Source organism: Chryseobacterium angstadtii (genome assembly GCF_001045465.1).
In the GTDB taxonomy this organism is placed as follows: domain Bacteria; phylum Bacteroidota; class Bacteroidia; order Flavobacteriales; family Weeksellaceae; genus Chryseobacterium; species Chryseobacterium angstadtii.
In genome coordinates this window covers 617,142-642,390 of the sequence record NZ_LFND01000001.1, presented here as the reverse complement: position 1 = coordinate 642,390, position 25,249 = coordinate 617,142, and the positions used below count along the sequence as shown (strand labels likewise).

Here is a 25,249-nt window from a genome sequence, read left to right as displayed (position 1 = left end):
TAGAATTTTGGAAAAGAGAATCGTTATTACAGGTTGGGGAGCCGTTACTCCAAAAGGATTGGAGAACCAGGATTTTGCAGACAGCATATCCAATAAGGCTTTCTCGTTTTCAGGTGGCCATTCCTGGTCCACGTATGACATAGGAGATATTTATTTCGGGCAGATTCCCACGATAGATATCAGTAAATATCTGCCTATGAAGGCCCCGTTTCCTAATCAGCTTTCAAGTATTGCTATGAAAGCCTGCATCAATGCACTGCACGATGCGGATTTGTATGAAAGTGAGCTGCTGGAAAATACCGGATTAATCATCACCAATACGCTGGGACCCAGTGCCGAGATCCAGAACTTTCTGACCACCCTTTTTACGAAAGGACCGGATAGACTCAGTCCGTTTAATTTTTCTAAAGCAACATCCAACAGTGTTTTGGGAGATGTTTCAAGAGCATTTAAAATAAAAGGACCAAGTTCTTTCGTATACGGAGAAGAAAGTGTGGTGTACGGAATAGACCTCATCAGAAATGAGCATTGTGATATCGTAGTCTGCGGAGGCGTGGATGAGATCAAGGAATTGACTCTTTTTAATCTCGAAAAGAAAAAGAAAGCGGTGGCAGCAGGTGGTGATTCCATGCAGGAAGACATCATTAACGCCGACAATAAAAATATTTTCAGCGAATCTGCCGGATTTGTCGTGATAGAAACCCTGGAATCTGCTCTGAAGAGAAATGCCAAAATATACGGTGAAATACTGGATTATCATTCTTATATGGATACGACCTCTTCGTATACTATTTTCGAAAGAGATGCGGAACAGCTTGAGTTCAACATAGAGAAGATATTGCAGGACAACGAGATCAAAGAAGAAGACTCCATTAATATACTGGGTACATCGTGTCTCCCGTGGCAAATAAAAAAATATGAATTTATGGCATTAAAACCGCTTCCTTACAAATTCAATTACAGCAATATCAAATTGCTTTTGGGAGAAGGAATGTCAGGTTTCAGCAACCTGAATGTTATCGCTCCGTTTGTTACCGAACCTTACAGACCGTTGGAATATGTAAGTGTAGAAGATATTCCCCATAATATTTCACTGGGTGTATCTCCCGACCACGAAAGCAGCTTTACACTGGTTCACAACTATTCCTTAGGCGGAAATAATACAGTTTTACTATTAAAAAAATACCAATGACAGCAAAAAAAGTACTGATATCTGGCGGGTCCAGAGGAATAGGGAAAAGCATAGCCCTGAAATTTGCGCAGGAAGGATGTGAGGTGTTGTTTACTTATAAGAACAGTGACAAAGAAGCACTTGAACTTGTAGATCATATTAATGAGAACTACAGCTGCCCACCGGCTAAAAGCTACAAATGTGATATGGCAGATGCAGCGGATGTTAAAAGACTTTTTAAAGAGAACAAAGAAGACTTTTCTTCCGTATCAGCCCTAATCAATAACGTAGGCGGCCACGGAAAACTGAAACCTTTTATGTTCTGCAGCAATGATTATTTCCAGGAAATATTGGGTATGAACCTCATGTCGGTAGTCAATGCGGTGAGAGAAGTACTGCCCATATTTATCCGGAACAAAGGAGGGCGTATTGTAAACATCACTTCTATTGCGGGAACAAAGGGCAACCCGGGACATTCACCTTATGCAGCCTCGAAAGGAGCCATCATAGGTTTCTCGAAATCCATTGTAAAAGAGGTGGGAAGCATGGGAATCATTGTAAACTCTGTGGCACCGGGCTTCGTAAGTACGGAAAGCACAGATGATGTTCCGGAAAAATACCTGAAGATGAGAATAGACAACAGCATCTATAAAAGAATGGGAATGCCGGAAGAAATTGCGGATGTTACCTACTATCTGGGAAGTTCTTCTCCGGAATACCTTACCGGACAGGAAATCATTGTAGATGGAGGAATTACAGGATAAAATTAAGACGGGTAAGTAATCTATTTATTATGACCATATGAGCGAAATGAATAAAAAAAGAGTTGTAGTTACAGGGATCGGAATGCTGAGTTCTTTAGGAAAGAATAAGGAAGACCACATTAATGCTCTGACGGATAACGAGCTTTGTACAAGAAATATAGAGAGGTTTGATGTCAATCATAAGTTTTACAGAAACGATACCGCTTTCTGTATAGATCAGGAATACCTGAGTGAAATTTCAAAAGACGATAAGACCATTCAGTTCAGCTGTGCTGTTCACAGTATCAATGAGGCTGTGGAAGACGCGGGACTTACAAAGGAAGATCTGAAGAATGCTGCCCTGGTTGTCGGCTCATCAATTGGCTCCGGACATAGTTTTACAGAATACTATAAAGAATTTATTGCGACCCGGGAGCTTACCTATGATCTGCTTAGTCTGTCATCCCATTCCGTACAGACTATTACCGGGGATATCTGCAAGCATTTCGGAATCAGAGGCCAGTCTTCTACCATTTCCACTGCCTGTTCGGCCAGCGCCAATTCCATCGGGAGAGGGCTGGATCTTATCAAAACCGGAAAATATAAAACGGTGATCGCAGGAGGAGTTGATATTTTTTCAGAACTCGCTTTTTCAGGATTCAACTGCCTTCACGCCCTGTCTAAAACGCATTGTACGCCTTTTTCCAAAACAAGGGACGGGCTGATGCTGGGGGACGGGTCTGTATTTTTGATTCTTGAAGATTACGATCATGCTGTAGAAAACAACAAAGAAATCTATGCGGAAGTCCTGTCTTATTACTTTATGAATGAGGCGCATCATCCTACCGCTTTAAAAGCTGACGGAAGCACAGTGTACAATTGCATGGATGGCGCTCTGCAAAGAGGCGGAATCACCATCGATGAGGTAGATTATATCAATGCTCACGGTACCGCAACCCCTACGAATGACGGGAGCGAACTTCTTGGGATCGGCAGGCTGCTGGATGAGGGAGATAAAAAAGATACCCTGTTCATCAGTTCTACAAAAAGCCAGACCGGGCATTGCCTGGGAGCTGCCGGAGCTATGGAAGCTGCCCTTACCATATTGGCCATGAACAATTCCTTTGTTCCACCCAACTTACTTCCGGATGATCATGTCATCATAGATACCCCTGAAAATGTGATGATCCCCCGCAAAGCTATAAAAGAAAAAATCAATACAGCCATCTCTAATTCATTTGCATTCGGTGGATGTATGACAAGTTTAATATTACAAAAAAATTAAGAATATGGAAACAGATTTAATCAAAAAAGAAATTAAAGAGATTATCATTGATGTGTTGAAGCTGGACCTTACACCGGATCAGATAGACAACGAAAAAAGCCTTTTTGGAAGTGAAGACGATCCGGAAAGCGGAATCATCCAGGATTCGCTGGTTGTACTGGAAATAGCCACCGTGCTGTCTGAAAAGTACAATATAGATCCTTCGGAATTTAATGAGCAGACGTTCATGAACATTAATTCCCTGGCAGATTTGGTCATAGAAAAAGGAAATCTGATAGAAGAAAAGGTAGAAGACTAAACCGGAACTGCTTTTCTTACCCTTTCCTTCCGGAAAAGATTCAGTGTACTCATTGAGCTGAAGAAGGAAACTCAAAATTCAATGTTTCTGCAGACAGAAACGACCCTCATTTATATTTCAGGAATTGTATTTCTCTATGCTTTTGAAGCATGGGACGGATATAGATATGCATCAATTTAATCATTGAAGGACTTATTGCAAGTCATGTTTGGTTCTAAAAATATTATTAACCCCATTTAAATTTAATTTCTTATGAAAAACAAAAATTTAACTAATTCTATCTCTATCGTTGAGCTGGAAGAAAGATTCGAAACTTCTGTTGTTTCTCTGGATGCTGAAAGATGCAGCCGTAACACAGCAGACGTAAGATTAGAGGCTTCTGTTGTTTAAGATGACCATAATCTTCTGATTAAAAAAAACTGGTACTAACCCTTAAAATTTAAATTCTCATGGAAAACAAGAATTTATCTAATTCTATCTCTATCGTTGAGTTAGAAGAAAGATTCGAAACTTCTGTTGTTTCTCTGGATGCTGAAAGATGCAGCCGTAACACAGCGGACGTAAGATTGGAGGCTTCTGCTATTTAAGATGAGCATAATCTTCTGATTAAAAAAAACTGGTATTAACCCTTAAAATTTAAATTCTCATGGAAAACAAGAATTTAACTAATTCTATCTCTATCGTTGAGCTTGAAGAAAGATTCGAAACTTCGGTTGTTTCTTTAGACATGGACAGATGCAACGATAACAGAGCAGATGTAAGATTAGAGGCTTCAGTTATCAAGTAATTGAAGACCTGACGAAAGTCGTTTGTAATTAAAAAAATTAAGTATTAACCCTTAAAATTCAATTCTCATGGAAAACAAGAATTTAACTAACTCTATCTCTATCGTTGAGCTAGAAGAAAGATTCGAAACTTCTGTTGTTTCTTTGGATATTGACAGATGCAATGGAAACAGAGCAGATGTTAGACTAGAAGTATCAGCTGTTTAAGACCTATCTATTGTAAGGTGGGGCTGAAGCTCCGCCTTACATTTTCTACCATCATTACCTCGTCATAATAGGTGATACAGATAACAAGATTGAAAAAAACTTCGGATAGAATGTTTTGAGTGACCTGCAATTCATAAGATCATCATTGATATAACACCAGGATCACATAGCCTTATAAAAATTCAGACTTAAATTTTAGTTGTTGATTACATGAATACAAGTGATTTTGATATCATAAAAGATAACGGGAGATATCTGTTGATTATCAACGAGAAATACTACGAAATAAATGAAGTAACCTATACCATCTTTCTGAAGGTGAAGGAAGGCCATACTTTTGATGAAATCAGTGAGCTGCTTCATCAAGAGCATGAAATTACCTCAACCCCGGAAGAGCTTCAGAAAAGTATAACGGATATTGTAACACCGTTGCTCAAAAAAGAAAAGGCGAACAACCTGTCCTTTATGTGGTACAAAGTAGATCTCCTTTTTCCGAAACATTATAAGAAAATAGCAGATGCTCTGAGATTCCTGATCAAGCCTTATGTATTCTGGCCGGTTCTGGTAGTCTTTCTTCTTTTCAATCTCTATAAACTGGCATTTTTGCCACAGCATGATATGAATGGAGAGTACTGTACCAATACCCTGGGCGTATATTTTGTTACCTATCTCTGCTTATTTTTTATCCTTATCATCCATGAGCTGGGGCATGTTACCGCAACACAGTTCTTTAAGCAGAAAACCTATTCAATAGGCTTTGGACTCTACCTTATATTCCCTGTTTTTTATGCGGATGTAACGAATGTGTGGGCCTTGAGCAGATACAAAAGAGTAGTGGTGAATCTGGGTGGAATTTTTTTCCAGTCTATATTGGGTGTACTGCTGTTTTGCTCTTATACCTATTTGGATCTTAATGATCAGGTCCTGCATGTGCTGCACAATGTATTTATTATCAACGGAATTACGATGCTTGTTAATTTATTTCCGTTTTTCAAGTTTGACGGCTACTGGCTTTACAGTGACCTGTTCAATCTGCCCAACCTCAGTAAAAAATACCAGATGTGCATCAGATTCTGGATGAAAAAAATCATCAGGCCTCTTTCCTCTTTCTTTATTGAAGATGAACGGAAATACATGAATCCCTACAGCCTGCCGCTTATTATTTATTCAGTGCTCAAAGTGGGCGTTAATGTAATGCTGGCTCTGGCGATTTTCAATTTCCTGGGAACTTACATCAATACTTTCGGAAGTATTCTTAAAGTAGGGAATATGGATGCCTGTTCTATCCTCAAGCTGGTCTACAAATTTGCCATTCTGACCCTGCTGATGATTTATTTTACCAAACTTCTTAAAACATTATACAAAACCGTAAGATCAAAAATATACTGATATGAAAACACTCCATACCAATCCATACGTTCATAAAGAAGAAAATAAATTGGTGAATTCCATTACCGGCGAAAAGCTTCTTTGCGGAGACCGTATTTTTGAAATTATAGATTTCCTGAAAAAGCCAAAGCCTTATAGTGAGCTGGAAGAAAGATTCGAAGACATCAATGATGACCTGGGCGGTATTCTGAAAACACTCACGGCCAAAAGCTATATTGTTCTGGATAACAACTATAAGGATATCGTTACCCAAATCACTCCACATACTCCTCATTTGTTCAATCTTCCGTATAAAAGCATGGCCGCTCCTCTTGCAAAAAAATCATTTGGCTTCATCGGCGTGCCTCTTGGAATCGGGAACAAAGAAAATATTCAGTCCTCTCAGTTAGCCAATTCCTTACGGGCATATACCAAAAAATACGGTGTGGATCTGTCTGCAACTTCACAGGTAAAACCGGATGTTTTCGGAGGAACGCACGAAGACTATCTTCAGCTGATGACCGCCATACAAGAGGGAGAACTTTTCGACTTTGGAAATATATTTTTCAATACCCATGAATCCCCGGGCTTTATGTATGAAAAGATCTATGAAATTTCCAGAACCTGTTTCAAAAAAGATCATTTGGTTCCTTTCTTTATCGGAGGAGATCATTCAATAAGCTATCCGCTTATCAAAGGAGCTATAGATAAATATGGAGACGATCTTTGCGTATTGCATTTTGACGCCCATACGGATACCTATACTTCCAGCTACGATACCATCAGAAATACAGATACGGTACACCATCACGGGAACTTTATGACAAAATGTTTTGAGGATGGGTTAAAGCATGCGTTTCAGTTCGGGATCCGCGGTCTTGTAAATAACCGTCAGGGTTCAAATGAAAAGCAAACCATCATCTGGGCCCATGAAATAAAAAAGGCTCTGAAAAATAATCTTCCGCTGGCCAATATACCGGCAGGTAAAAAATTCTACGTGACCTTTGATTTTGATGTGCTGGATCCCACTTTCTTTAATAATACGTCTACACCGGTTATTAACGGGTTAACGTTTGACGAGTGTCAGAAACTGATCCGTGATATTCTCACAGATAAGGACATCGTAGGCTGTGATATTGTTGAGGTGTATCCGGACAGCAACGACCAGTCTCCGCAGATCGTTTGTCAGATGATGTTCGATCTGATTAATAGCATCCGCAAAAATGCTGATTAAAGAAAGATACAACAGCCACCATACAAAAAGGATTGTCTTTCTGAATCCGATGGGAATGGACAGCTCTTACTGGACAGATACTGTACATGTAAAAGAGGAATTTGAAGGATATGAACTGGTTTTAATTGATTATCCCGGATATCTGGATAATAAAACAGCATCGGAAGACCTTTTTTCAACGCTCGTAGATAATCTGAAAACCGAACTTGAACAGCTTGAGCAAAAAGAAACTTTCCTCATCGGTTGCAGCTACGGCGGTAAAGTCGCCATGTATCTGGCTGAGATCTATGACATCAAAAACCTGATTCTCATTGGTACACCACCCAACGTAGAAGAAGAAGATTTACGGTATTATCGTTCCCTTGCGGAAATTTTACGCAAAGATCTGAACGAGTTTTCGGTGAAACTGATAGAATACTGTTACACGGAAAAAGAAAGAAAAGAGAATCCGTTTCTGGCGATTATGTTTCTGTTTTATGTGAAGAGAAATAATCTCAGAGAGGTGATTATCAAACAGCTGAAGCACCTTACGGAAACCACTCAGATCGTGAATAAAAGACTACATCCCCTGGTCATCGTGGGAAAGCAGGATGTCACCCTGAAAAAAGAGTACAGAAAAAAAATATTGAGGATATATCCGTCCTGTCATTTTAAAGAATATGAAGATTTTGGACATTTTACACTCAACAATAACCCTAAAGCAATAGAGATAATCAAAAAAACACTGCACCATGAACAATAATATAAACCGGGTATACGAAGTAAGGAAATCTATAAAAGATGTCATCGCACAAAAAGAAATCAAAAAGAGAGAAGAGGAACAGACGAAGGATTTTCACTTTATGTCCGCCAATTTAAGCCGCTTTATGCCCGAAATCCCAAAAGAAGATCACTGGGAGCTTTATCTGGATATTATAACGACCATGAGGCTGAGAGAATTTGATCTTACAGAAATACAGCAGTTTTCTGATCAGGTGGGAAAAAACCTGGATTCTGAAATGGATCCGGAGCCTAAAATCTACATTACCTGCCATCTGGGATTCTGCAAAGCTGCCATCAGTGTTCTCATTCTGAACGGAATTGATAAAATTGCCCTGATTGTTGATGAAAATACCTACAATAAACAGGCGAAAACCATCCTGGAAATCAACGAACGTTTCTGTAAAATGTTCCAGATTACCAACAGCCTTAAAGTCATCAATGTAGAAAAAGCCAATACGGTGATAGAAATATCCCAGCTGATCAAAAAAGGATATTCATTATATGCCTATCTGGATGGAAACTCAGGTTATAAAGGGGTATACAATAAAGAAAAAACCATTAAAGTAGATTTCCTGGCTGATCATCTGTTTTCACGGACCGGGCTGGCCAAAATCGCCTACTTTACAAAAACGCCGATAGTGCCGTTCATCACTTATTATTCGGAAGATAAGCTTCATCCGCATGTTCATTTCTTTGATGAAATTCCTGTGGAAAGTACGGCAAATATTGATGATTTTGCAGACAGAACAATCCGGCAGATCTATTCTCATTTTGAAAAGTATATCAAAAAATACCCGAATCAGTGGGAAGCCTGGTTCTACCTTCACAAATACCTTTCAAACGATGTTCTTCTGAATAAGGATCAGACCATAGATATCCTTCAGCTTGGAAAAAAAGATATTGAAAGCGGCCATTTTGCGGTTTTTAAAATTGATGATAATGCTTACCTGTTCGACAGGCTGCGTTACAATGTATATCCTGTAAGCCAGGAACAGTTTACCCTTCTGAAAAATCAGTAGATATGTTGAAGAAATTATTGATCATAATGGTTTTTATACAAAACTGTTATTACGCGCAAACCCATATTTCAGGCGTTGTTGTAGATGAATACAATAAACCTCTTGAAAACGTAAATATTTTTATAGACGGAACCCTCTTCGGAACTTCTTCTGATCAGAAAGGTGTTTTTGCTTTTGAAGCAGAATCAGATAAACTGGGTCAGTTCAAAATCATTTTTCAGAAAGACGGTTACGATCATGGAGAAGAAGAATACAAAGGGAAACCGGGTGAAATGAATCTGGGTAAGACCACTTTGTATAAAGGCCGTACCACAGGAATAGAAGGGATAAGCATCATCAAAGGTAAAAAAAACGGCGACGGGCAGCTGTCTGCACTGAGTCCTCTGGACCTTATCCTGACCCCGAATTCCCTGGGAGACGTAATGGCTGCCGTGATCAAATCCTATCCGGGAGTACAGCTTAACCCTAATGACGGAAGGTTATTCGTAAGAGGAGGTGACCAGAATGAATCTGCGGTGATGATCAACAATATGCTCATGAGCAGCCCGTTTGGAACCGCCGGGCCAAGTATTCCTGCGAGAAGCCGTTTTTCTCCGATGATTTTCAGCGGTGTTTCTTTTGCAACATCCGGATTTTCCTCAGAATATGGACAGGCACTGTCGAGTATTTTATCACTCAACACCAAATCTAATGACGTAGATAAGGAGCTTGAACTGTCTGTAAAAAGCGTTGGGGCAGATGTGTCTATGACCAATAAAATTAATGACAATCTTACACTGATGACTAAGGTGGAATACCTGAACCTGAAGCCATACAGAGCCGTCTTTCCTTCAAGATATCACTGGAATAAAGACTATAATATGACTGGCGGTGAACTGGCAGCCACCTACAAGATTAAAAACGGATATATAAAATCATATAACCGTTTTGATTACACAACCTTTGATTATCAGAGAGATGATATTGCCATTTCAAATAATATGGTGAATACCGTATTGTACGAAGGAAACGTCTATTCCAACCAGACCATTAACCTGAATCTGGATAAAGTGAAGTTTTTTTCAGGGATAGCCTACAATTTCAATAAAAGGAATATTGCGGGAATATTCTCCGAGAACGACAAATCGAAGGTGGATAACAATATGCTCCACATCAAATCCCAGCTTTCTTTCACGCCTGTAAAGAACCTGAACAGTACATTTGGAGTGGAATTTATTAACGTACATTATTTTATAGACTATGCAGACGGGAATAATACCAGAAACAGGCTGGACAGATCCATCGACAACAATGTTATAGCCTTCTTTTCTGAAAATTCCTATAAATTCAAAAAAGGATTTTCTTTAAATGCAGGCATCAGACAGGATTATTATTCCTATACGAAAGATGTGAAAATCTCTCCGAGAATCAGGGGTGAATACAAAAGCCCGAACGGAATTAAGTATTCCCTTTATTACGGACATTACTATCAAAGCCCACGCAACGGAGATCTTGTCTTCGATTTCAAGAGCAATCTTAAAAGCGAAAGAGCAGAGCAGTATGGGGTGAACGTTTATTATGAAAAAAACAACAGGACCATTTTTATAGATGCGTTTAAGAAAAAATACAGTGATCTGACGAAATTCGTCTACGCACCGAATTCAAGACAGCCTATTAATTTTAACAATGACGGGTACGGATATGCAGAAGGAGTGGATGTGTTCTTCTACGATAAAAAGACGTTCAATAATTTTGATTACAGAATATCTTACACCTATCTGAACTCCAAAAGAGACTATCAGAATTATCCAACCCTGGCTACGCCGCCTTTTTATTCCAGGCATAACCTTACTGTCAATACACAGTTCTGGCTGAATGCCATCAATAGTATGGTAGGATTATCCTATTTATTTTCCAGCGGTGAACCTTATACCAATCCGAACAGCAATGATGGATTTCAGAACTCCAGAATCAAACCCTATAATTCTGTAAACCTGAATCTTACCTATCTGTTTTCAAATAAATTTTATATCCACGGATCGGTTTCCAATATATTTAATTTCAAAAATATAGCGGGATATAACTACGGAGATTTACAGAGCAACGGAATGCGCCAGGAGCAGATGATTCTTCCGGTATCCGACAGATTCTACTTCCTGGGTGTGTTTTACACGATCGGAGGTTCCAGATCTACCAAAGATAAAGTGAAAGATTTATAAAAATAACCCGATCGCCGATCGCATAATATCAAAAAAAACAAGAACATGAAACAGCTCATTTTTTTATGTATTTTAATTTTTAATTTCAGTCATTCCCAGCAGAAGAAACATGTATCTATTTCTTTTACCACTTCTGAAGCTAAAAAAGGGACCCTGTATATTGCTGTGTATGATAATTCGGAAAAGTTTCTTCAGACTGCGGTTGCCAGATTCAAAACGAACTACAACGGAAGCAAAAAACGCTTTGTGATCAAAGATCTGGAAGAGGGAAAATCTATTTCCGTGTCTGCCTACCTTGATGAAAATGCGGATGGAAAACTGGATAAAAATTTCCTCGGAATACCTCTTGAACCTTACGGATTTTCTCAGAACGCAAGAGGATCATTCGGCCCTCCGAAATTTGAAGAAGCCTCATTTACCGTGAAAGCCAACAACTCACTAACAATAAATCTAAAATAATGAAAGCACGAATTTATCTTATCCTGTTTTTAATTTTGGCGGGCACAGCCGTGCAGGCACAAAATTCATCCATCGAAAAAGAAACCCAGGAGGTAGTCCTGAAGTCTCTTGAAAATCTGGAAAAAGAATATTCTGTGGAATCTCTTCGTAAAGAATCGCAGATGATGGAGAGACTCAGCAGCAAATATAAGAACGACTGGGCTGCTAAATATTATCTTATTTATTTTAAACTGCTGATCCTGAGAGACAGCAAAAGTGAAGAAGAAAAAAATAATATTTTCAGTTTCTGTTCCCAGAATATCGGTCAGCTGATTGATATGAGCAAGAATAACAAAGAGAAAAGCGAGGCTTACGCATTAAAAGGGTTCCTGTTTTTATCGGCTGTAAGCATGGATCCTATGAAAAACGGACCGCAGTATTCCGGAGAAGTGAACAGTGCATTTGAAACGGCTATAAAAATAAACAACAATCCCAGAGCACTATTCCTGAATACCTTATTCAAAGAAGGAATGGCCCAATTTCTTAAATCCAAATATCCGGATTTGTGTAAAGAGCTTTTCCTGGCCAATAAATACTTTGCAGAAGATTTGGGAGAAGTAAAAAGACTGACGAATATCTACCCTACATGGGGTGGTTCTGTAGTGGCCAATAAGATCATTCAAAGCTGCAGCTGTAAAAATGAGTAACACGGCTGCAAAAAAGCTGAATTTCTCTGTACGGAATACCGTTTTATTTTGCTTTTTAATTTTTTTTATGCAAATGATTCCAGCGCAAACCTATTCAAAAAAAGATGTCCTTAGTGATCTGAACTATTTTGAAACTGTTATCAAGTCTCATCCTTTATACAGTGATCATCTGGATGGCACAGAAATTTCTGAGATTATTTCTGCTGCGCAAAAGGATATTCAGACCGATTCGATATCATTTTTCCGGTATAGAATTATTCTCGGGAAAATATTTTATAAGCTGGGCTGCATCCATACCGGAGTTACAAAACCACGGCTGGCCCCTGCCAATAAATTGGGTTTGGAAGTGATGAAAAATAATGGCTTTTTCATTACGGCGGCAGATGACAAAAAATGGATAGGCAGCAAAATCATTAGCATTAACAATATTCCCATCGACCATATTTTTAGTAATCTCAATCAAATGATGGGAACTGATGGAGGAGGAGATGGTTTTGGAGACTATTTTTTTATAAGAAATTTTTCTGTTCTCTTGGAAGAATACTTTGCGAAAAATGAGACCATTACCGTTCTGACCGGGGCGGGAACTTTTGATCTTCAAAAAGTTCCGCTGCCGGAAAGAACTGATACCGCCTCACCCGCAAAAGCGAAAACTACTTCGACGGTATCGTTGGGGACTAACAGTCTGCAGATGGCAGGGAAAACCGGGATACTTAAAATTTCAGGCTTCGATGGCCCGTCAAAAAGATTTTTCAGAAAAGTATTTAAATTTTTTAAAGAAAATAATACAGAAGATCTGATCATCGATTTGAGGGGAAACTTAGGAGGCAGCATGAGATCTGCCATGTTTCTGTGTCAGAATCTTGTATCAGAGCCTATCTGGTATGATATTGACTATAGAAAAAGTGGTCTGTTCAGATATTTAAATACAAAAGGGAAGCTGTATTTCGGCCTGTCTAAAGTAAAATATACTTTTGAAAACATCTTTACATCAAAAAAAATAGATGCAGATACAAGAGCGTATATGTACCGGTACAGACCATTAAAAGACAATAACATAAAATCGGTGAAGATCCTTACAGACGAAGGTACCGCTTCATCATCCACCATGTGCGTGACTATTTTAAAAAGAAAACTGGAGAATGTAAAGATCATAGGAAGCAGACCTTCCGGAGGATACAACGGTAACAATGGCGGAGCATTTCCTACAGTAACACTGCCAAAAACCAAAGTTGAGGTGAAAATTCCGCTGTACAGAATTGTCTTAGACAGAAACTCCACACAAAGACAGGGGATCACCCCGGATCTTGAAATGGAAACCGATATCGAAAGTTTCTTAAATAATAATGATGATATCCTGAGAAAGGCTCTTGATATGCGTTGATGATTGTGATAATCTTTTTATCTTTCTTGTTCAAATGTGACCTATGAAAAACAGCATTACATTATTTCTTATTCCGGTATTTTCGTACGCCCTTTATTCTGTGGTGTCCTATCATTTCGAAGCCGTTATGAAGTTTTTCGATGGGTATATTCACTTTCAGCTGTTGTCCTATTTTCTGGTGTATGTTTTGTCTGTAATCCCGTTGTTGATTTCACTGCGCATCATAGCCGGAAAAAATATGTTTGAGACCATCGGGCTGCATCCGCGCGGCTTGGGAAAAGGAATTGGACTTTCCTTATTGTTTATCCTTCCTATGGCTTTGTACGGAATATTTTTCAGTAAGCTGAATACTCAGATAGACCCTGCCAATCTTTTTGCCAAAAGCTTTCTGGCCGGACTGTTTGAAGAGATCATCTACAGGGCTTTTATCTTTGGGATCCTGTTTAGATTTGTCAGACTGGGGTTTGTGCCCTCGGTGGCGGTGGCTTCATTTATTTTTGCATTGGGACACCTGTATCAGGGAACGCAGATTATTGATCTTGTAGAAATTTTCATCCTCACTTTCCTTGCGTCTATCCTGTATGCCTGGCTTTATACGGAATGGAGCTTCAATCTTTGGGTACCTATTATTCTTCATTCTTTCATGAACCTGATCTGGATGGTCTTTAATTTCGATGATACGGTAATAGGATCATGGGGTGCTAATATTTGCAGATTCTTAACCGTTGGTTTCTCTGTGATGTATACCATCCGTTTCAAACTGAAAAATGAAATACCTCTGTCCGTAAACCGGAGAACGCTCTGGAAATTCAATTCAGAGAAAAATTCAGATCAAATCAAATAACATACTTTATCGGAAGCTTTTGATAAGTTTCATGAAAACAATATTTTATCTTTGCATCGGGATGAAAGATTGATTTATTGGCGTTTGGGAACTGATATCAATAAAATAATAAGATAATGGCAAGAGGCTTCAGACAAAAGATCCGTCAGAAAAATACTGAAAACAGCGGTTTTGGGAGCAATGCATCCGGAAGGTTCATCAATAGAGACGGGCTTCCGAATGTGAAAAGAAAAGGCGTGAATGTGTTCAACAGGCTGAGCTGGTACCATACCATGCTGAATCTGTCTACAATCAGGTTCCTGTCTTATCTTGTGGTCGCCTACATTGTCATTAACCTGTGCTTCGCATTGATCTATTACCTGATTGGGGTAGAACATCTTACCGGAATTGATAAAAGTGATCCGCTGAATGAATTCATTGATGTATTTTTCTTCAGTTCACAAACCTTTACCACCGTAGGTTACGGAAGAATTGCTCCCGTAGGTTTTACGGCAAGTCTTGTCGCTACTTTTGAAGCTTTTCTGGGATTGCTTACCTTTGCCATTGCAACCGGACTTTTTTATGGACGATTTTCCAGGCCGAGAGCGTATCTCAGGTTTTCAGATATTGCAGTCATTGCGCCTTTCAAGGATTCCCATGCTTTAATGTTCAGATTGGCTCCTTATAAGAATAATGCTCTCACGGACGCAGATGTCATTCTTTCTACTGCTATTGAAGTGTTGGAAAATGGGGTTCCGAAGAGTAATTTTTATTCTTTAAAGGTTCATTTAAGCAAGATCAATACGCTGGCACTGAACTGGACGGTTGTTCATGAGATAAAAGAAGATTCACCGTTTTACGGTTTTACGGAAGATGATTTTAAGAATACACGGATTGAAATTATTGTTCAGGTCCGGGCATTTGATGAGGTTTTCTCCAATACGGTGGTGCAGAGATCTTCCTATATTTCGGCAGAGATTGTGTACGGAGCCAAATTTACCCCGATGTACTATCCGGATCAAAAGGATCTTACCACGATACTGGATCTGGATAAAATTAACGAATATCAAAAAACAGATCTTCCGGCCACAACCGGAAATAATGAATAAATGGATTTAGACCTCTATAAAAAGCAGGCGGTACAGAAGCAGAAAGAACATAAAAAGTTCCTGGACGGTTTGAAAAAGAAGCCGCCCAAGAACCTCGATTATATAGTTCAGGAGACCCACGATGAAGTTTTTGATGAAATAGACTGCCTTCAGTGTGCCAATTGCTGCAAAACAACGGGACCTTTATATACAGAAAAAGATATTGAGCGGATCTCCAAACACCTCCGCATGAAGCAGGCTGATTTTGAATCGAAGTTTTTAAGAGTAGATGAAGATAATGATAAAGTGCTTCAGCATCTTCCCTGTTTTTTTCTTAATCAAGACAATACCTGTTCTATTTATGAAGTAAGGCCAAAAGCCTGTAGAGAATACCCTCACACAGACCGCAAGAAGATCTACCAGATCAACAATCTGATGCTGAAAAATACCGTGATCTGTCCGGCTGCATTTGAATTTGTAGAGAAAATGATGAAGAATATTTCAAAGTAAACCTGAGTTTGTAAAATCTCTTAAATAATTATAAAGTCCGTTAAATAAGACTCTTACACATAATTTAATAAAAGATGAGGCGTTTAATTTAAACAACCATTTAAAATATTACATTATGAAAAAGTTAATTTTAACAGCAGCGTTTACATTAGTCGGCGTAATCGCAGTATCGGCCCAGGCCCAGACACAACCTCAGAAGCCAGCAGATACTCCTAATAACCAGACCACTCAAAATCAACAACAGAATACACAGACGGGCAGTTCTACAGATGCCCAGAAACAAAATACCACAGTAACTGCTACGGTAGATGCTGCTACTCCGGTAGCTACGGCAACGGTAAATGCAGAAGCGGCCACAGATGCTGTAAAACCTTCTGACGCTAAAAAAGAAGATAAGAAAAAGAAAAAAGCAAAGTCGTCTAAGTAAATATTGAAAAGAGTAGAACGGAAATCCTGGAACATTTGGTTTCAGGATTTTTTTTGATCTATTTCCCCGATTCCGAACTGTACCATTCTCTTCACCAGCTCCACAGGAATATCTTCATCTATTGGAAACTGAACCGCTCCTTTTGAAAATTTGTACTTTTTTTCCTTAAAATCTTTTTCGAAAGCGCTGATCCCTTCGGGACCGGGATAGAATCCTATATGGTTTTTATACCCGGCAAAATACACCAATGGTTTCCCTTTGTATTTAAAAGCAGGCATCTGATACCCAATATATTCCTCCGGATCAGGAATCGCTTTGCGAATAATCTCTCTCAACTCAATAAGTTTCTCCTGAACCTCTTCAGGGAACAGAAGAATGTATTCATTACTATTTTTGAAGGTGTTTTTCATATCATAAAAATAAAAAAAAGCGCTGTACATGTACAACGCTTTCTCCTTTCACTTTTTACTTTTTTCCCATTATCCCGGGAACAGGCTATATCAAAAAAGGCTGGGAATTTTCCCAACCTTTATATTTTTACACCACTCCTTGTGCCAGCATTGCTTCTGCAACCTTCACGAAGCCTGCAATATTAGCTCCTTTCACATAGTTTACATAGCCATCTTCATCCTTTCCGTAGTCTCTACAAGCTTTGTGGATACCAATCATGATCTCCTTCAGTCTTGCATCAACCTCTTCAGAAGTCCAGTTAAGACGGATAGAGTTCTGCGTCATCTCAAGACCTGAAGTGGCAACACCTCCAGCATTGGAAGCCTTACCAGGTGAAAATAATACTTTATTATCTAAGAAATAGTTAATTGCGTCTAATGTAGAAGGCATGTTAGCTGCCTCAGTAACACACAGACATCCGTTTTCTACCAAAACTTTAGCATCTTCAAGATCCAGTTCGTTTTGTGTTGCAGATGGGAATGCTACGTCACATTTTACATTCCAAGGACGTTTTCCTGCGTGGAATTCTGCAGAAGGATATTTTTTAGCATAGTCTTCAGCTCTGTTGTTTCCGGAAGATCTAAGTTCTAATAAATAATCAATCTTTTCTCCGCTGATACCGTCTTTATCGTAGATGTATCCGTCCGGACCTGAAATGGTTACTACAGTAGCCCCAAGTTCAGTTGCTTTTTTGATAACTCCCCAAGCCACGTTTCCGAAACCTGAAACCGTTACAGTCTTACCTTTGAAATCCTGTCCGATAGTTTTAAGCATCTGCTCTGCAAAGTATACCACACCGTATCCTGTAGCTTCAGGACGGATAAGTGATCCTCCGTAAGCAAGACCTTTTCCGGTAAGTACTCCTGTAAATTCGTTTCTTACTTTTTTGTACTGTCCGAAAAGATATCCGATTTCTCTTGCTCCTACACCAATGTCTCCCGCAGGTACATCTGTTTCAGGACCGATATGCTTGCATAATTCAGTCATGAAAGCCTGGCAGAAACGCATTACTTCCATATCAGATTTTCCTTGCGGATCGAAATCTGAACCTCCTTTACCTCCTCCCATCGGAAGAGTAGTCAATGAGTTTTTAAATACCTGCTCGAAAGCTAAGAATTTAAGAACAGAAAGGTTTACGGTAGGGTGGAAACGGATTCCGCCTTTGTAAGGTCCAATCGCAGAGTTCATCTGGATTCTGAATCCTCTGTTTACCTGAATTTCTCCTTTGTCATCAACCCATGGAACTCTGAAAATAATAATTCTTTCAGCTTCAGCCATTCTCTCAAGAAGCTTCATTCCTGTATATTCCTTCTTGGTCATAATAAACGGAATTACAGTCACAGCTACTTCTTTTACGGCTTGTAAAAATTCTGGTTCATTAGGATTTTTTGCTTCAATCTTGGCAATAAACTCCTGGATTTTCTGGTCAATATTATATTGTTCCATATATTAGGGTTGAATATTATTGTCAACAAATTTAATTTTTTTTTCAAGATTCACAATACTGTATTTCAACATTGTTAAAAATTAAATAATAATGTTTCGAAATATTATTAAATTGATAATTTATGATCAAATTTTGTTAAAAATTAAAAGTTAAGTCTCAAATAATGCAATATTAAGAAATCGTTAATTCTCAAATTGCCGTAAATTGCCTCCCGGAAAATGATTTTATTTTCCCCAAAAGCTCCAATTCCAAAATTATCGGAAGAATTTTATAAGAAGCCATGGAAATCATCTGGGCCAGATCATCCAGAGAGACCTGAGGATGGGCTTTGATGGTTTGATATACGCTTTCCTGATTGTCAGTAAGTTGTATAGTTATTTCACTCCTGGGAAACAGCTCTGCCACTTTCTCTTTTGAATGGCTGAACCCCAGCGAATCTGCAAGATCTTTCAACGTGGAAATAGCAGATGCTTTGTTCTGGAAAATCAATTGGTTACATCCCTGACTGTAAGGATCCGTAATTTTTCCGGGCAACGCATAAACCTCACGATTGTACTCATTGGCGAATGTCGCTGTACTCACAGATCCGCCTCCAAATCCTGTTTCCACAACAATCGTGGAAGGAGAAATTCCCGCTATAATTCTATTGCGCTGAATGAAGTTTTCGCGGTCCGGTTTTCGGGAAGAATTGAATTCGGTAAGCAATGCTCCGCCTTCTTCAAGAATTTTTTCAGACAGCTTTTTATTTTTGGAAGGATATAGAGTGTGAAATCCATGGGCCAGAACTGCTATTGTGGGAACTTTACGCTGAATTGACTGCTCATGAACTTCTTTATCGACGCCAAGAGCTAATCCGCTGACAGATATGTATTTATAAGGCTTCATGGTTTCGAAGAACTCTCCAATGAATTGCCGGCCGTAAGACGTCATATTCCGGGTACCCACTATACTGATTTTCTGAAGAGAATTCTCAATAGTTCCTTTTTGGTAAAGAACAGCAGGAGCATCATCACATTCATTAAGAAGATGGGGGAGTTCATTGAAGTGCCTCAGTTTGATCAGGATATTGTTTTTTTCGCAGAACTTTATTTCCTTTTCTGCAAACTTCAGATATTCTTCATTACCAATGTCAGATACCGTTTTCCGGCCTATACCTTCGGTTTTACTGTAATCCTTTTTTGCTTTTTTCCAGGCTTCTTCAGCACTTCCGAAGGTCCGGACAAGTTTTTGGAAATTAATGTCGCCTATCAGGCTGCATTCGCGCAAAGCGATGGCATAGAGATATTCTTCAGAGATCATTGTGTGTTTTTCTCCAAATGTAATAAAATAACCTGAGTTGGAGTTGCGGGGTATGGTTTTAGGGTTTGAGGGTTTGAGGGTTGGAGGGTTGCTTGTCCTAAATAGGAAACCCGCGTCCCGGAAATTTATTTCCTTCTCAATTCCTCCAGATGGTCCCAGATATCGTCTCTTTTTTTATAAGGCAATTCCATGAAGTCATCAGGATGATTTTCTTTATATTCCTGCCACAGTTTATCGTCTTTTTCGTTGTAGTAATTGGGAAATTCCCAAATGAACTTTTTTTTTCGGTCGCCCACATTTTTGAAAGCAAAAGCAATAATGCTGCCTACCACTGCTCCGGAAAGATGGGCCTGCCATGAGATTTTACTCGGTTCAGGAAGGTTATAGAATAATTCTTCCGGAAACATTCCCCAAATCAAACTGCCATAATACAAAACTACAAGCAGGGATATCGTAAGAAGTTTCATATTCCACTTGAAAACACCACTGAAAAACAGGAAGAATGCAAGAACATACACCACTCCGCTGGCACCAATGGTACAGGTGTACATATAGTCACCCGTAAGAATATCTATAGGAGGAAGCAGCCACACAAGCAGCCCTGTAGCCAGCCAGCCGATGATAAACACTTTATTGGCCACCAATGGATAAAACTGATATAAAAGAAACATCAGAACGGCTACCGGAATAGAATTACTGATGATATGATCTATATTTCCATGCAAAAGCGGGGAAGTTACAATACCCAATAAACCTTCGGGCAATAAGGGTATAATGGCCCCAAAACAGCTTTGAAAAAAGCCGAGCGTCTGCAGCAGGTATCCGAACCACATGGCTGAAAGCATCAGCAAAGGGGGGATAAAAGCTCTTTTGGAAATTATATTTTTAAACATAGGGTTGCTACCTCAAATCAAAAGCCAATGATAAATTTCGGAAAAATTGGCGATGTAAGGCAATTCATCGTATTGATTTTAAGACAAAAGGTTTCAATTTTAAGATATAATGCCTAATAATTTGAGATTGAATGTATTAAACTGGCCTGTTTTTGGTTAATTGAAGAGTATTCAAATGATTAAAAGCTTTTTATACCCTAAATTTTGCTTTAAAAAAAATTATATTAATATTTTTGTAATGAAAATCATGTAAAATAATGAAGAAGTTTTTATTGATTCTTTCCTTTTCTATAGGGATTTATGCAAGTGCACAAGAAGAATTGAAAAAAGATTCAGTAGTCGTAGATACGGTAAGATACTGGTCGGTATTAGGAAAAAACAATTTAATGATCAATCAGGCGGCCTTTTCAAACTGGGTCGGAGGGGGAGCCAACAATGTAGGATGGCTGGCCGGAGTGAATTATAATATCACCTATGAAAAAGACAATGATCTTTGGGAAAATATTATTGTTCTGGATTATGGGCAGAATGATACCAAAGGTTTGGAAGTAAGGAAAACTCAGGACGTTATCAACCTTTCTACGAACTACGGGCGGAAATTTTCCAAAAGCTGGTATTTCTCACTGGGCGTAGGGCTTCAGTCCCAATTTGCAGCCGGATATGAAGACGGAAACAATCCTGCAGCAAAAAAAATCTCCAACTTCATGGCTCCCGGTTACCTGAACCTCGGTATGGGTATCACGTACAGACCTGATGACAATCTTACGGTAACACTTCGTCCTACCAACGCCAGATGGACTTTTGTTTTAGATAAGGATCTTCAGCTCGCAGGAAGTTATGGTTTGAAAAATGATGGGGATACGTCACTCTTACAGTTCGGTTTCCTTGCAACAGCTTTGTATAAGGTAAAGTTGATGGAAAACGTTCATATCACCAATACAGCCTCCATATTTTCCAATTATCTGGATCATCCTGAGCGGCTGGTTCTTGCTTACGGAGCTGTTCTGAACTTTAAAGTTAATAAGTTTATCTCGTCCAATGTTACGGTAGATCTTCTTTATGATCATAATCAGATTCAGAAGACCCAGCTTAAACAGACCCTGGGAATTGGATTTGCCTACACTCTGAATAATGGAGTAAAACGTTCGGAACGTAAGGACAGCCAATGGTGGATTAAAAAATAATTAATGAAATTTTCATAAAAAAAGACACTTCAATTCGGAGTGTCTTTTTGTTTATCATAACGAATATTTCAAATGTATATAGTTATTGTATAGTTTTTTATACTTTGTTTTAAATAAATTGATTAGATCTTTAATGTTATACAGGTCAATTTGTATTTTTCAATAAAAAGTGATTAGTTTTTACCAAAAATTATATGTATATTTTTGTAACGAAAAAATCATTACTTTATGAAAAAACTTTTATTTGCCGTTTCCATATCTTTTGGAATAAGCACAATGGCTCAGGAAGCCAAAGCTGATGCTGCGAAAGCAGACACTGTAAAAGCCTGGTCTATTCAGGGGCAGAATACATTAATGCTCAATCAGGCTGCATTCTCAAACTGGGTAGGCGGTGGTGCCAATAATGTGGGCTGGCTTGCCGGGGTTAATTACAACCTTACTTATGAAAAAGGGAAAGATCTTTGGGAAAACATCATTATTCTGGGCTACGGACAGAATAATACAAAAGGGATCGGAACCAGAAAGACTCAGGACGTCATCAATCTTTCTACCAATTACGGGCGTGAGTTTGCGAAAAACTGGTATCTGTCAGGAGGTATAGGCCTTCAGACCCAGTTTGCAGGAGGTTATGAGGATGGCAATAATCCTGATGCTAAAAAGATTTCCAATTTTATGGCTCCGGGATACCTTAATGTAGGTGTGGGTGTTACTTACCGTCCTAATGATAATTTTACGGCGACGCTTCGTCCGGCCAACGCCAGAGTGACTTTCGTTCTGGATAAAGAGCTTCAGACGGCGGGAACTTACGGTCTGAAAAATGATGGAGATTCTTCTTTATTCCAGTTCGGTTTCCTGGGAACGGCTATCTATAAGATCAAGATTATGGACAATATTAATCTAACGAATACAGCTTCCGTATTTTCAAACTATCTTGATCATCCTGAACGCCTTGTTCTTGGGTACAGCGGAATCTTAAATATGAAAATTAATAAATTTATTTCTACGAATGTCACACTGGACTTACTGTATGATCATAATCAGATTCAGAAAACCCAGCTTAAACAGACATTGGGTGTAGGTTTTGCCTATAATATTGATAACGGTAAAAAACGTTCAGATAAAAAGGATAATCAGTCCTGGATGAAATAGATAAGAAAGGAAGATTGAAGAGGGAGACTGGAAGTTACTGTGAGACAGATGATCTATATAAGTTATAATAGTAAAAGAGGCTGTCTTGAAAAAAGAAAAGTCCTGATTTGGACTCAATAGCTTCCTTGTTCCGGTTTCAGACTTTCATTCATAAAAAAGCACTTCAATTTGAAGTGCTTTTTTGGTATCAATTTATATTAGTCTTAAAATTCTAAATCCACCTGTAGCTTTTCAGCCAAAAGTTTCGAAATTTTTTCTTTAAGCGGTTCAATATCGATGTTTTGCATCGCATCATTGGCAAAAGCATATAAAAGTAATGCCTGAGCCTCTTTTTTAGAAATACCTCTTGCTCTTAAATAAAACAGGGCATCTTCATTCAATTGTCCTACCGTACAGCCGTGAGAACATTTTACATCATCAGCAAAGATCTCCAACTGAGGTTTGGTATCAATGGTAGCGCCTTCGCTTAAAAGAACGTTGTTGTTTTGCTGGTAAGCATTTGTCTTCTGGGCAATTTTATCTACGAAAACCTTTCCGTTGAAAACACCGTGAGCATTTCCGTCAAAAATACCTTTGTAGTTCTGGTAGCTTTCACAGTTCGGGAAGTTGTGGTGAACTGCCGTATGGTGGTCTACCAGCTGATCTTTCCCAATGATGGTGATTCCGTTCATAAACGAATTGATATTGCTTCCGTTATGAATAAAATCTAAGTTGTTTCTTACCAGTTTTCCTCCGAAAGAGAATGTGTTGACAGTCGTTAAGCTGTCCTTTTCCTGTCTCGCGAAAGTATTGTCGATAAGATAGGATGTATTGTTGTCATTCTGAAGTTTATGCCAGTCTGCTTTCGCATTAGGATAAGTGAAAATCTCCGTTACAGAGTTCGTCAGCACATAAGTGCTGTCGAAATTGTGGTGACTTTCTATAACTTCTACCTTCGCACCTTCTTCTACAATCAGCAGATTTCTGGTGTTGTAAAATGTGTTTTCTTCCTGATTTTGAGAGATGTAAAAAATGTGAATCGGTTTTTCGATCACTACATTTTTAGGAACTTTCAGGAAGAAACCATATTTGCAGTAGGCAAGGTTCAGGTTGCTGAAAGCGGTGTCCTTAGAAGCAATGGTATTGAAATAAGTATCAAATACTTCTTTGTGTTTCTCATCATTCAAAGCATAGTTGAATGAAAGAAATTCTACATTCTCGATAGAAACCTTTGAAAGCTCTTTATGAAGTTTACCATTCACGAAAACGATCCAGTCAAAATTTTCTTCACCCAAATGCAGCTGATCCAGCTGTTCTTTGGTGATATTATGACTTTCTTTAGGGAAAAAATTATAGTTTTTCTCTGTGATCTCTTTTAGGTTGGTATATTTATATTCTTCGTCTTTTTTTGTCGGAAAACCTAAGTTTTCGAAGTTTTGAAGAGCAGCTTTTCTTTCTTCATCCAGAAATCTGTGACGAAGACTCTCCAAAAATTCACCGTGATTGTCAATAATCTGATCGTATAAAGCCATTACTGATATTTCGGCCATCACACCTTATTTTATATATTTAAAAATACTAATAATTACTGCGGTTTTTCCGCATTTTCGGCAAGGATTGATAACATCTCTGCTGAAACAACTTCTTAGTTAAGAAGCCAGTCGTAGCCTTTTTCTTCAAGTTCCAAAGCAAGGGACTTATCACCGGTTTTGATGATTTTTCCGTTGGCAAGAACGTGAACAAAGTCAGGCTGAATATAGTTAAGCAATCTCTGATAGTGGGTAATCAGAAGCACTGCATTTCCTTCGTTTTTGAAATGATTTACACCATCTGCAACAATTCTTAATGCATCAATGTCAAGACCTGAATCTGTTTCATCAAGAATGGCTAATTTCGGATTAAGCATCATCATCTGGAAGATCTCATTTCTCTTCTTTTCACCTCCTGAAAACCCTTCGTTCAAAGATCTTGAAAGGAAATCTTTTTTGATGCCCAATTGTTCAGATTTTTCACGGATAAGGGCAAGCATTTCTTTTGCAGGCATTTCCTCTAGTCCGTTTGCTTTTCTGGTTTCGTTTAAAGCCGCTTTAATAAAGTTCGTTACAGAAACTCCCGGAATTTCTACCGGATACTGAAAAGAAAGGAAAATTCCTTTATGTGCTCTGTCTTCAGGGGCATCTTCGCTGATGTCTTCTCCCTGGAAAAGAATTTCACCGTCCGTTACTTCATAATCTTCTTTTCCTGCGATTACAGAAGAAAGAGTAGATTTTCCGGCTCCGTTCGGTCCCATGATGGCATGAACTTCTCCCGGCTTTATTTCAAGATTAATACCTTTTAAAATTTCTGCGCCGTCTTCAATTTTGGCGTGCAAGTTTTTTATCTCTAACATATATTCTAATTT

The 25,249-nt window shown here is 38.7% G+C and carries 28 protein-coding genes; 22 read left to right on the top strand and 6 right to left on the bottom strand.

Going from position 1 to position 25,249, the window contains the following annotated elements; all coding sequences use genetic code 11:
- Nucleotides 1-7 precede the first annotated feature (7 nt).
- The 20 genes from ACM46_RS02760 to ACM46_RS02685 all read left to right on the top strand — a co-directional run bounded on the left by ACM46_RS02760 (nt 8) and on the right by ACM46_RS02685 (nt 16,447).
- Nucleotides 8-1,192: a beta-ketoacyl synthase N-terminal-like domain-containing protein gene (locus ACM46_RS02760; RefSeq protein WP_048505073.1), complete on the top strand. Its 1,185-nt coding sequence runs from the start codon at nt 8-10 to the stop codon at nt 1,190-1,192.
- Nucleotides 1,189-1,935, top strand: coding sequence for an SDR family NAD(P)-dependent oxidoreductase (locus ACM46_RS02755; protein ID WP_048505072.1), 747 nt, complete (start codon nt 1,189-1,191; stop codon nt 1,933-1,935). Before ACM46_RS02760 ends, ACM46_RS02755 begins: the two co-directional genes overlap by 4 nt.
- A gap of 46 nt (nt 1,936-1,981) precedes the next feature.
- Nucleotides 1,982-3,199, top strand: coding sequence for a beta-ketoacyl-[acyl-carrier-protein] synthase family protein (locus ACM46_RS02750; RefSeq protein ID WP_173426462.1), 1,218 nt, complete (start codon nt 1,982-1,984; stop codon nt 3,197-3,199).
- Between the two features lie 4 nt (nt 3,200-3,203).
- Nucleotides 3,204-3,497, top strand: a complete 294-nt coding sequence (locus ACM46_RS02745; protein WP_048505070.1) for an acyl carrier protein — start codon at nt 3,204-3,206, stop codon at nt 3,495-3,497.
- Nucleotides 3,498-3,749: 252 nt separating this feature from the next.
- Nucleotides 3,750-3,887, top strand: a complete 138-nt coding sequence (locus tag ACM46_RS23275; protein WP_157859419.1) for a hypothetical protein — start codon at nt 3,750-3,752, stop codon at nt 3,885-3,887.
- A gap of 59 nt (nt 3,888-3,946) precedes the next feature.
- A complete protein-coding gene (locus tag ACM46_RS23270; RefSeq protein ID WP_157859418.1) occupies nt 3,947-4,084 on the top strand; it encodes a hypothetical protein in 138 nt (45 codons plus the stop codon).
- A gap of 59 nt (nt 4,085-4,143) precedes the next feature.
- A complete protein-coding gene (locus ACM46_RS23265) occupies nt 4,144-4,284 on the top strand; it encodes a hypothetical protein (protein WP_157859417.1) in 141 nt (46 codons plus the stop codon).
- Between the two features lie 67 nt (nt 4,285-4,351).
- The gene (locus ACM46_RS23260) at nt 4,352-4,489 is read left to right on the top strand and encodes a hypothetical protein (RefSeq protein ID WP_157859416.1); all 138 of its coding nucleotides are present in this window, start codon (nt 4,352-4,354) and stop codon (nt 4,487-4,489) included.
- Nucleotides 4,490-4,699: 210 nt separating this feature from the next.
- Nucleotides 4,700-5,878 carry a M50 family metallopeptidase gene (locus ACM46_RS02740; protein ID WP_048505069.1) on the top strand — a complete coding sequence of 393 codons (1,179 nt, stop codon included), beginning with the start codon at nt 4,700-4,702 and terminating at the stop codon, nt 5,876-5,878.
- 1 nt (nt 5,879) lies between these two features.
- The gene (locus ACM46_RS02735; protein WP_048505068.1) at nt 5,880-7,091 is read left to right on the top strand and encodes an arginase family protein; all 1,212 of its coding nucleotides are present in this window, start codon (nt 5,880-5,882) and stop codon (nt 7,089-7,091) included.
- Nucleotides 7,081-7,833 (top strand): alpha/beta fold hydrolase, encoded by a 753-nt coding sequence (locus ACM46_RS02730; protein WP_048505067.1) that lies wholly within the window; start codon nt 7,081-7,083, stop codon nt 7,831-7,833. Before ACM46_RS02735 ends, ACM46_RS02730 begins: the two co-directional genes overlap by 11 nt.
- Complete coding sequence (locus ACM46_RS02725; protein WP_048505066.1) at nt 7,823-8,872, top strand: LpxL/LpxP family acyltransferase; 1,050 nt, start codon at nt 7,823-7,825, stop codon at nt 8,870-8,872. The genes ACM46_RS02730 and ACM46_RS02725 overlap by 11 nt, the downstream gene beginning before the upstream one ends.
- Nucleotides 8,873-8,874: 2 nt before the next feature.
- A complete protein-coding gene (locus tag ACM46_RS02720) occupies nt 8,875-11,070 on the top strand; it encodes a TonB-dependent receptor (RefSeq protein WP_048505065.1) in 2,196 nt (731 codons plus the stop codon).
- A 45-nt stretch (nt 11,071-11,115) separates the two neighbouring features.
- Complete coding sequence (locus tag ACM46_RS02715; RefSeq protein ID WP_048505064.1) at nt 11,116-11,529, top strand: DUF2141 domain-containing protein; 414 nt, start codon at nt 11,116-11,118, stop codon at nt 11,527-11,529.
- The gene (locus ACM46_RS02710) at nt 11,529-12,215 is read left to right on the top strand and encodes a hypothetical protein (protein WP_048505063.1); all 687 of its coding nucleotides are present in this window, start codon (nt 11,529-11,531) and stop codon (nt 12,213-12,215) included. The genes ACM46_RS02715 and ACM46_RS02710 overlap by 1 nt, the downstream gene beginning before the upstream one ends.
- A 73-nt stretch (nt 12,216-12,288) precedes the next feature.
- Nucleotides 12,289-13,599: a S41 family peptidase gene (locus ACM46_RS02705; RefSeq protein ID WP_157859415.1), complete on the top strand. Its 1,311-nt coding sequence runs from the start codon at nt 12,289-12,291 to the stop codon at nt 13,597-13,599.
- A 43-nt stretch (nt 13,600-13,642) separates the two neighbouring features.
- Nucleotides 13,643-14,443, top strand: coding sequence for a CPBP family intramembrane glutamic endopeptidase (locus ACM46_RS02700; protein WP_048505061.1), 801 nt, complete (start codon nt 13,643-13,645; stop codon nt 14,441-14,443).
- A gap of 116 nt (nt 14,444-14,559) precedes the next feature.
- The gene (locus tag ACM46_RS02695; RefSeq protein WP_048505060.1) at nt 14,560-15,531 is read left to right on the top strand and encodes an ion channel; all 972 of its coding nucleotides are present in this window, start codon (nt 14,560-14,562) and stop codon (nt 15,529-15,531) included.
- Nucleotides 15,532-16,020: a YkgJ family cysteine cluster protein gene (locus ACM46_RS02690; RefSeq protein ID WP_048505059.1), complete on the top strand. Its 489-nt coding sequence runs from the start codon at nt 15,532-15,534 to the stop codon at nt 16,018-16,020. It begins immediately after the preceding gene.
- A gap of 115 nt (nt 16,021-16,135) precedes the next feature.
- Nucleotides 16,136-16,447: a hypothetical protein gene (locus ACM46_RS02685; RefSeq protein ID WP_048505058.1), complete on the top strand. Its 312-nt coding sequence runs from the start codon at nt 16,136-16,138 to the stop codon at nt 16,445-16,447.
- 41 nt (nt 16,448-16,488) lie between these two features.
- On the opposite strand, the gene ACM46_RS02680 is transcribed toward ACM46_RS02685, so the two are convergent.
- From ACM46_RS02680 to ACM46_RS02665, 4 genes are all read right to left on the bottom strand, one after another.
- Nucleotides 16,489-16,857: an iron chaperone gene (locus ACM46_RS02680; RefSeq protein WP_048505578.1), complete on the bottom strand. Its 369-nt coding sequence runs from the start codon at nt 16,855-16,857 to the stop codon at nt 16,489-16,491.
- A gap of 127 nt (nt 16,858-16,984) precedes the next feature.
- Complete coding sequence (gene gdhA, locus ACM46_RS02675) at nt 16,985-18,343, bottom strand: NADP-specific glutamate dehydrogenase (protein ID WP_048505057.1); 1,359 nt, start codon at nt 18,341-18,343, stop codon at nt 16,985-16,987.
- A gap of 190 nt (nt 18,344-18,533) precedes the next feature.
- Entirely contained in the window at nt 18,534-19,643 is a 1,110-nt protein-coding gene (gene dprA, locus ACM46_RS02670; protein WP_048505056.1) for a DNA-processing protein DprA, read from the bottom strand.
- 125 nt (nt 19,644-19,768) lie between these two features.
- Nucleotides 19,769-20,536 (bottom strand): rhomboid family intramembrane serine protease, encoded by a 768-nt coding sequence (locus ACM46_RS02665; protein ID WP_048505055.1) that lies wholly within the window; start codon nt 20,534-20,536, stop codon nt 19,769-19,771.
- A 257-nt stretch (nt 20,537-20,793) separates the two neighbouring features.
- Between ACM46_RS02665 and ACM46_RS02660 the strand changes: the two genes are divergently transcribed.
- Both ACM46_RS02660 and ACM46_RS02655 read left to right on the top strand, forming a co-directional pair.
- Entirely contained in the window at nt 20,794-21,720 is a 927-nt protein-coding gene (locus ACM46_RS02660) for a DUF3078 domain-containing protein (RefSeq protein WP_048505054.1), read from the top strand.
- A 228-nt stretch (nt 21,721-21,948) separates the two neighbouring features.
- The gene (locus ACM46_RS02655; RefSeq protein ID WP_083997318.1) at nt 21,949-22,869 is read left to right on the top strand and encodes a DUF3078 domain-containing protein; all 921 of its coding nucleotides are present in this window, start codon (nt 21,949-21,951) and stop codon (nt 22,867-22,869) included.
- A 203-nt stretch (nt 22,870-23,072) separates the two neighbouring features.
- On the opposite strand, the gene sufD is transcribed toward ACM46_RS02655, so the two are convergent.
- Together sufD and sufC are read right to left on the bottom strand one after the other, a co-directional pair.
- A complete protein-coding gene (gene sufD / locus ACM46_RS02650) occupies nt 23,073-24,380 on the bottom strand; it encodes a Fe-S cluster assembly protein SufD (RefSeq protein WP_173426470.1) in 1,308 nt (435 codons plus the stop codon).
- A 113-nt stretch (nt 24,381-24,493) separates the two neighbouring features.
- On the bottom strand, nt 24,494-25,237 hold the full coding sequence (gene sufC, locus ACM46_RS02645) for a Fe-S cluster assembly ATPase SufC (RefSeq protein ID WP_048505053.1): 744 nt from the start codon (nt 25,235-25,237) through the stop codon (nt 24,494-24,496).
- Nucleotides 25,238-25,249 lie beyond the last annotated feature (12 nt).

Excerpts from the sequence above, each read along its gene's own strand:
- ACM46_RS02690 (WP_048505059.1), top strand. The coding sequence starts at position 15,532 with ATGGATTTAGACCTCTATAAAAAGCAGGCGGTACAGAAGCAGAAAGAA.
- ACM46_RS02730 (WP_048505067.1), top strand. The coding sequence starts at position 7,081 with ATGCTGATTAAAGAAAGATACAACAGCCACCATACAAAAAGGATTGTC.
- gdhA (WP_048505057.1), bottom strand. The coding sequence starts at position 18,343 with ATGGAACAATATAATATTGACCAGAAAATCCAGGAGTTTATTGCCAAG.
- ACM46_RS02750 (WP_173426462.1), top strand. The coding sequence starts at position 1,982 with ATGAATAAAAAAAGAGTTGTAGTTACAGGGATCGGAATGCTGAGTTCT.
- ACM46_RS02755 (WP_048505072.1), top strand. The coding sequence starts at position 1,189 with ATGACAGCAAAAAAAGTACTGATATCTGGCGGGTCCAGAGGAATAGGG.
- ACM46_RS02720 (WP_048505065.1), top strand. The coding sequence starts at position 8,875 with ATGTTGAAGAAATTATTGATCATAATGGTTTTTATACAAAACTGTTAT.
- ACM46_RS02665 (WP_048505055.1), bottom strand. The coding sequence starts at position 20,536 with ATGTTTAAAAATATAATTTCCAAAAGAGCTTTTATCCCCCCTTTGCTG.
- ACM46_RS02685 (WP_048505058.1), top strand. The coding sequence starts at position 16,136 with ATGAAAAAGTTAATTTTAACAGCAGCGTTTACATTAGTCGGCGTAATC.
- ACM46_RS02715 (WP_048505064.1), top strand. The coding sequence starts at position 11,116 with ATGAAACAGCTCATTTTTTTATGTATTTTAATTTTTAATTTCAGTCAT.
- ACM46_RS02745 (WP_048505070.1), top strand. The coding sequence starts at position 3,204 with ATGGAAACAGATTTAATCAAAAAAGAAATTAAAGAGATTATCATTGAT.
- sufC (WP_048505053.1), bottom strand. The coding sequence starts at position 25,237 with ATGTTAGAGATAAAAAACTTGCACGCCAAAATTGAAGACGGCGCAGAA.
- ACM46_RS02740 (WP_048505069.1), top strand. The coding sequence starts at position 4,700 with ATGAATACAAGTGATTTTGATATCATAAAAGATAACGGGAGATATCTG.
- ACM46_RS02710 (WP_048505063.1), top strand. The coding sequence starts at position 11,529 with ATGAAAGCACGAATTTATCTTATCCTGTTTTTAATTTTGGCGGGCACA.
- ACM46_RS23260 (WP_157859416.1), top strand. The coding sequence starts at position 4,352 with ATGGAAAACAAGAATTTAACTAACTCTATCTCTATCGTTGAGCTAGAA.
- ACM46_RS02735 (WP_048505068.1), top strand. The coding sequence starts at position 5,880 with ATGAAAACACTCCATACCAATCCATACGTTCATAAAGAAGAAAATAAA.
- ACM46_RS02655 (WP_083997318.1), top strand. The coding sequence starts at position 21,949 with ATGAAAAAACTTTTATTTGCCGTTTCCATATCTTTTGGAATAAGCACA.
- sufD (WP_173426470.1), bottom strand. The coding sequence starts at position 24,380 with ATGGCTTTATACGATCAGATTATTGACAATCACGGTGAATTTTTGGAG.
- ACM46_RS02680 (WP_048505578.1), bottom strand. The coding sequence starts at position 16,857 with ATGAAAAACACCTTCAAAAATAGTAATGAATACATTCTTCTGTTCCCT.
- ACM46_RS02705 (WP_157859415.1), top strand. The coding sequence starts at position 12,289 with ATGATTCCAGCGCAAACCTATTCAAAAAAAGATGTCCTTAGTGATCTG.
- ACM46_RS02700 (WP_048505061.1), top strand. The coding sequence starts at position 13,643 with ATGAAAAACAGCATTACATTATTTCTTATTCCGGTATTTTCGTACGCC.
- ACM46_RS02725 (WP_048505066.1), top strand. The coding sequence starts at position 7,823 with ATGAACAATAATATAAACCGGGTATACGAAGTAAGGAAATCTATAAAA.
- ACM46_RS02695 (WP_048505060.1), top strand. The coding sequence starts at position 14,560 with ATGGCAAGAGGCTTCAGACAAAAGATCCGTCAGAAAAATACTGAAAAC.
- ACM46_RS02660 (WP_048505054.1), top strand. The coding sequence starts at position 20,794 with ATGAAGAAGTTTTTATTGATTCTTTCCTTTTCTATAGGGATTTATGCA.
- ACM46_RS23265 (WP_157859417.1), top strand. The coding sequence starts at position 4,144 with ATGGAAAACAAGAATTTAACTAATTCTATCTCTATCGTTGAGCTTGAA.
- ACM46_RS23270 (WP_157859418.1), top strand. The coding sequence starts at position 3,947 with ATGGAAAACAAGAATTTATCTAATTCTATCTCTATCGTTGAGTTAGAA.
- ACM46_RS23275 (WP_157859419.1), top strand. The coding sequence starts at position 3,750 with ATGAAAAACAAAAATTTAACTAATTCTATCTCTATCGTTGAGCTGGAA.
- dprA (WP_048505056.1), bottom strand. The coding sequence starts at position 19,643 with ATGATCTCTGAAGAATATCTCTATGCCATCGCTTTGCGCGAATGCAGC.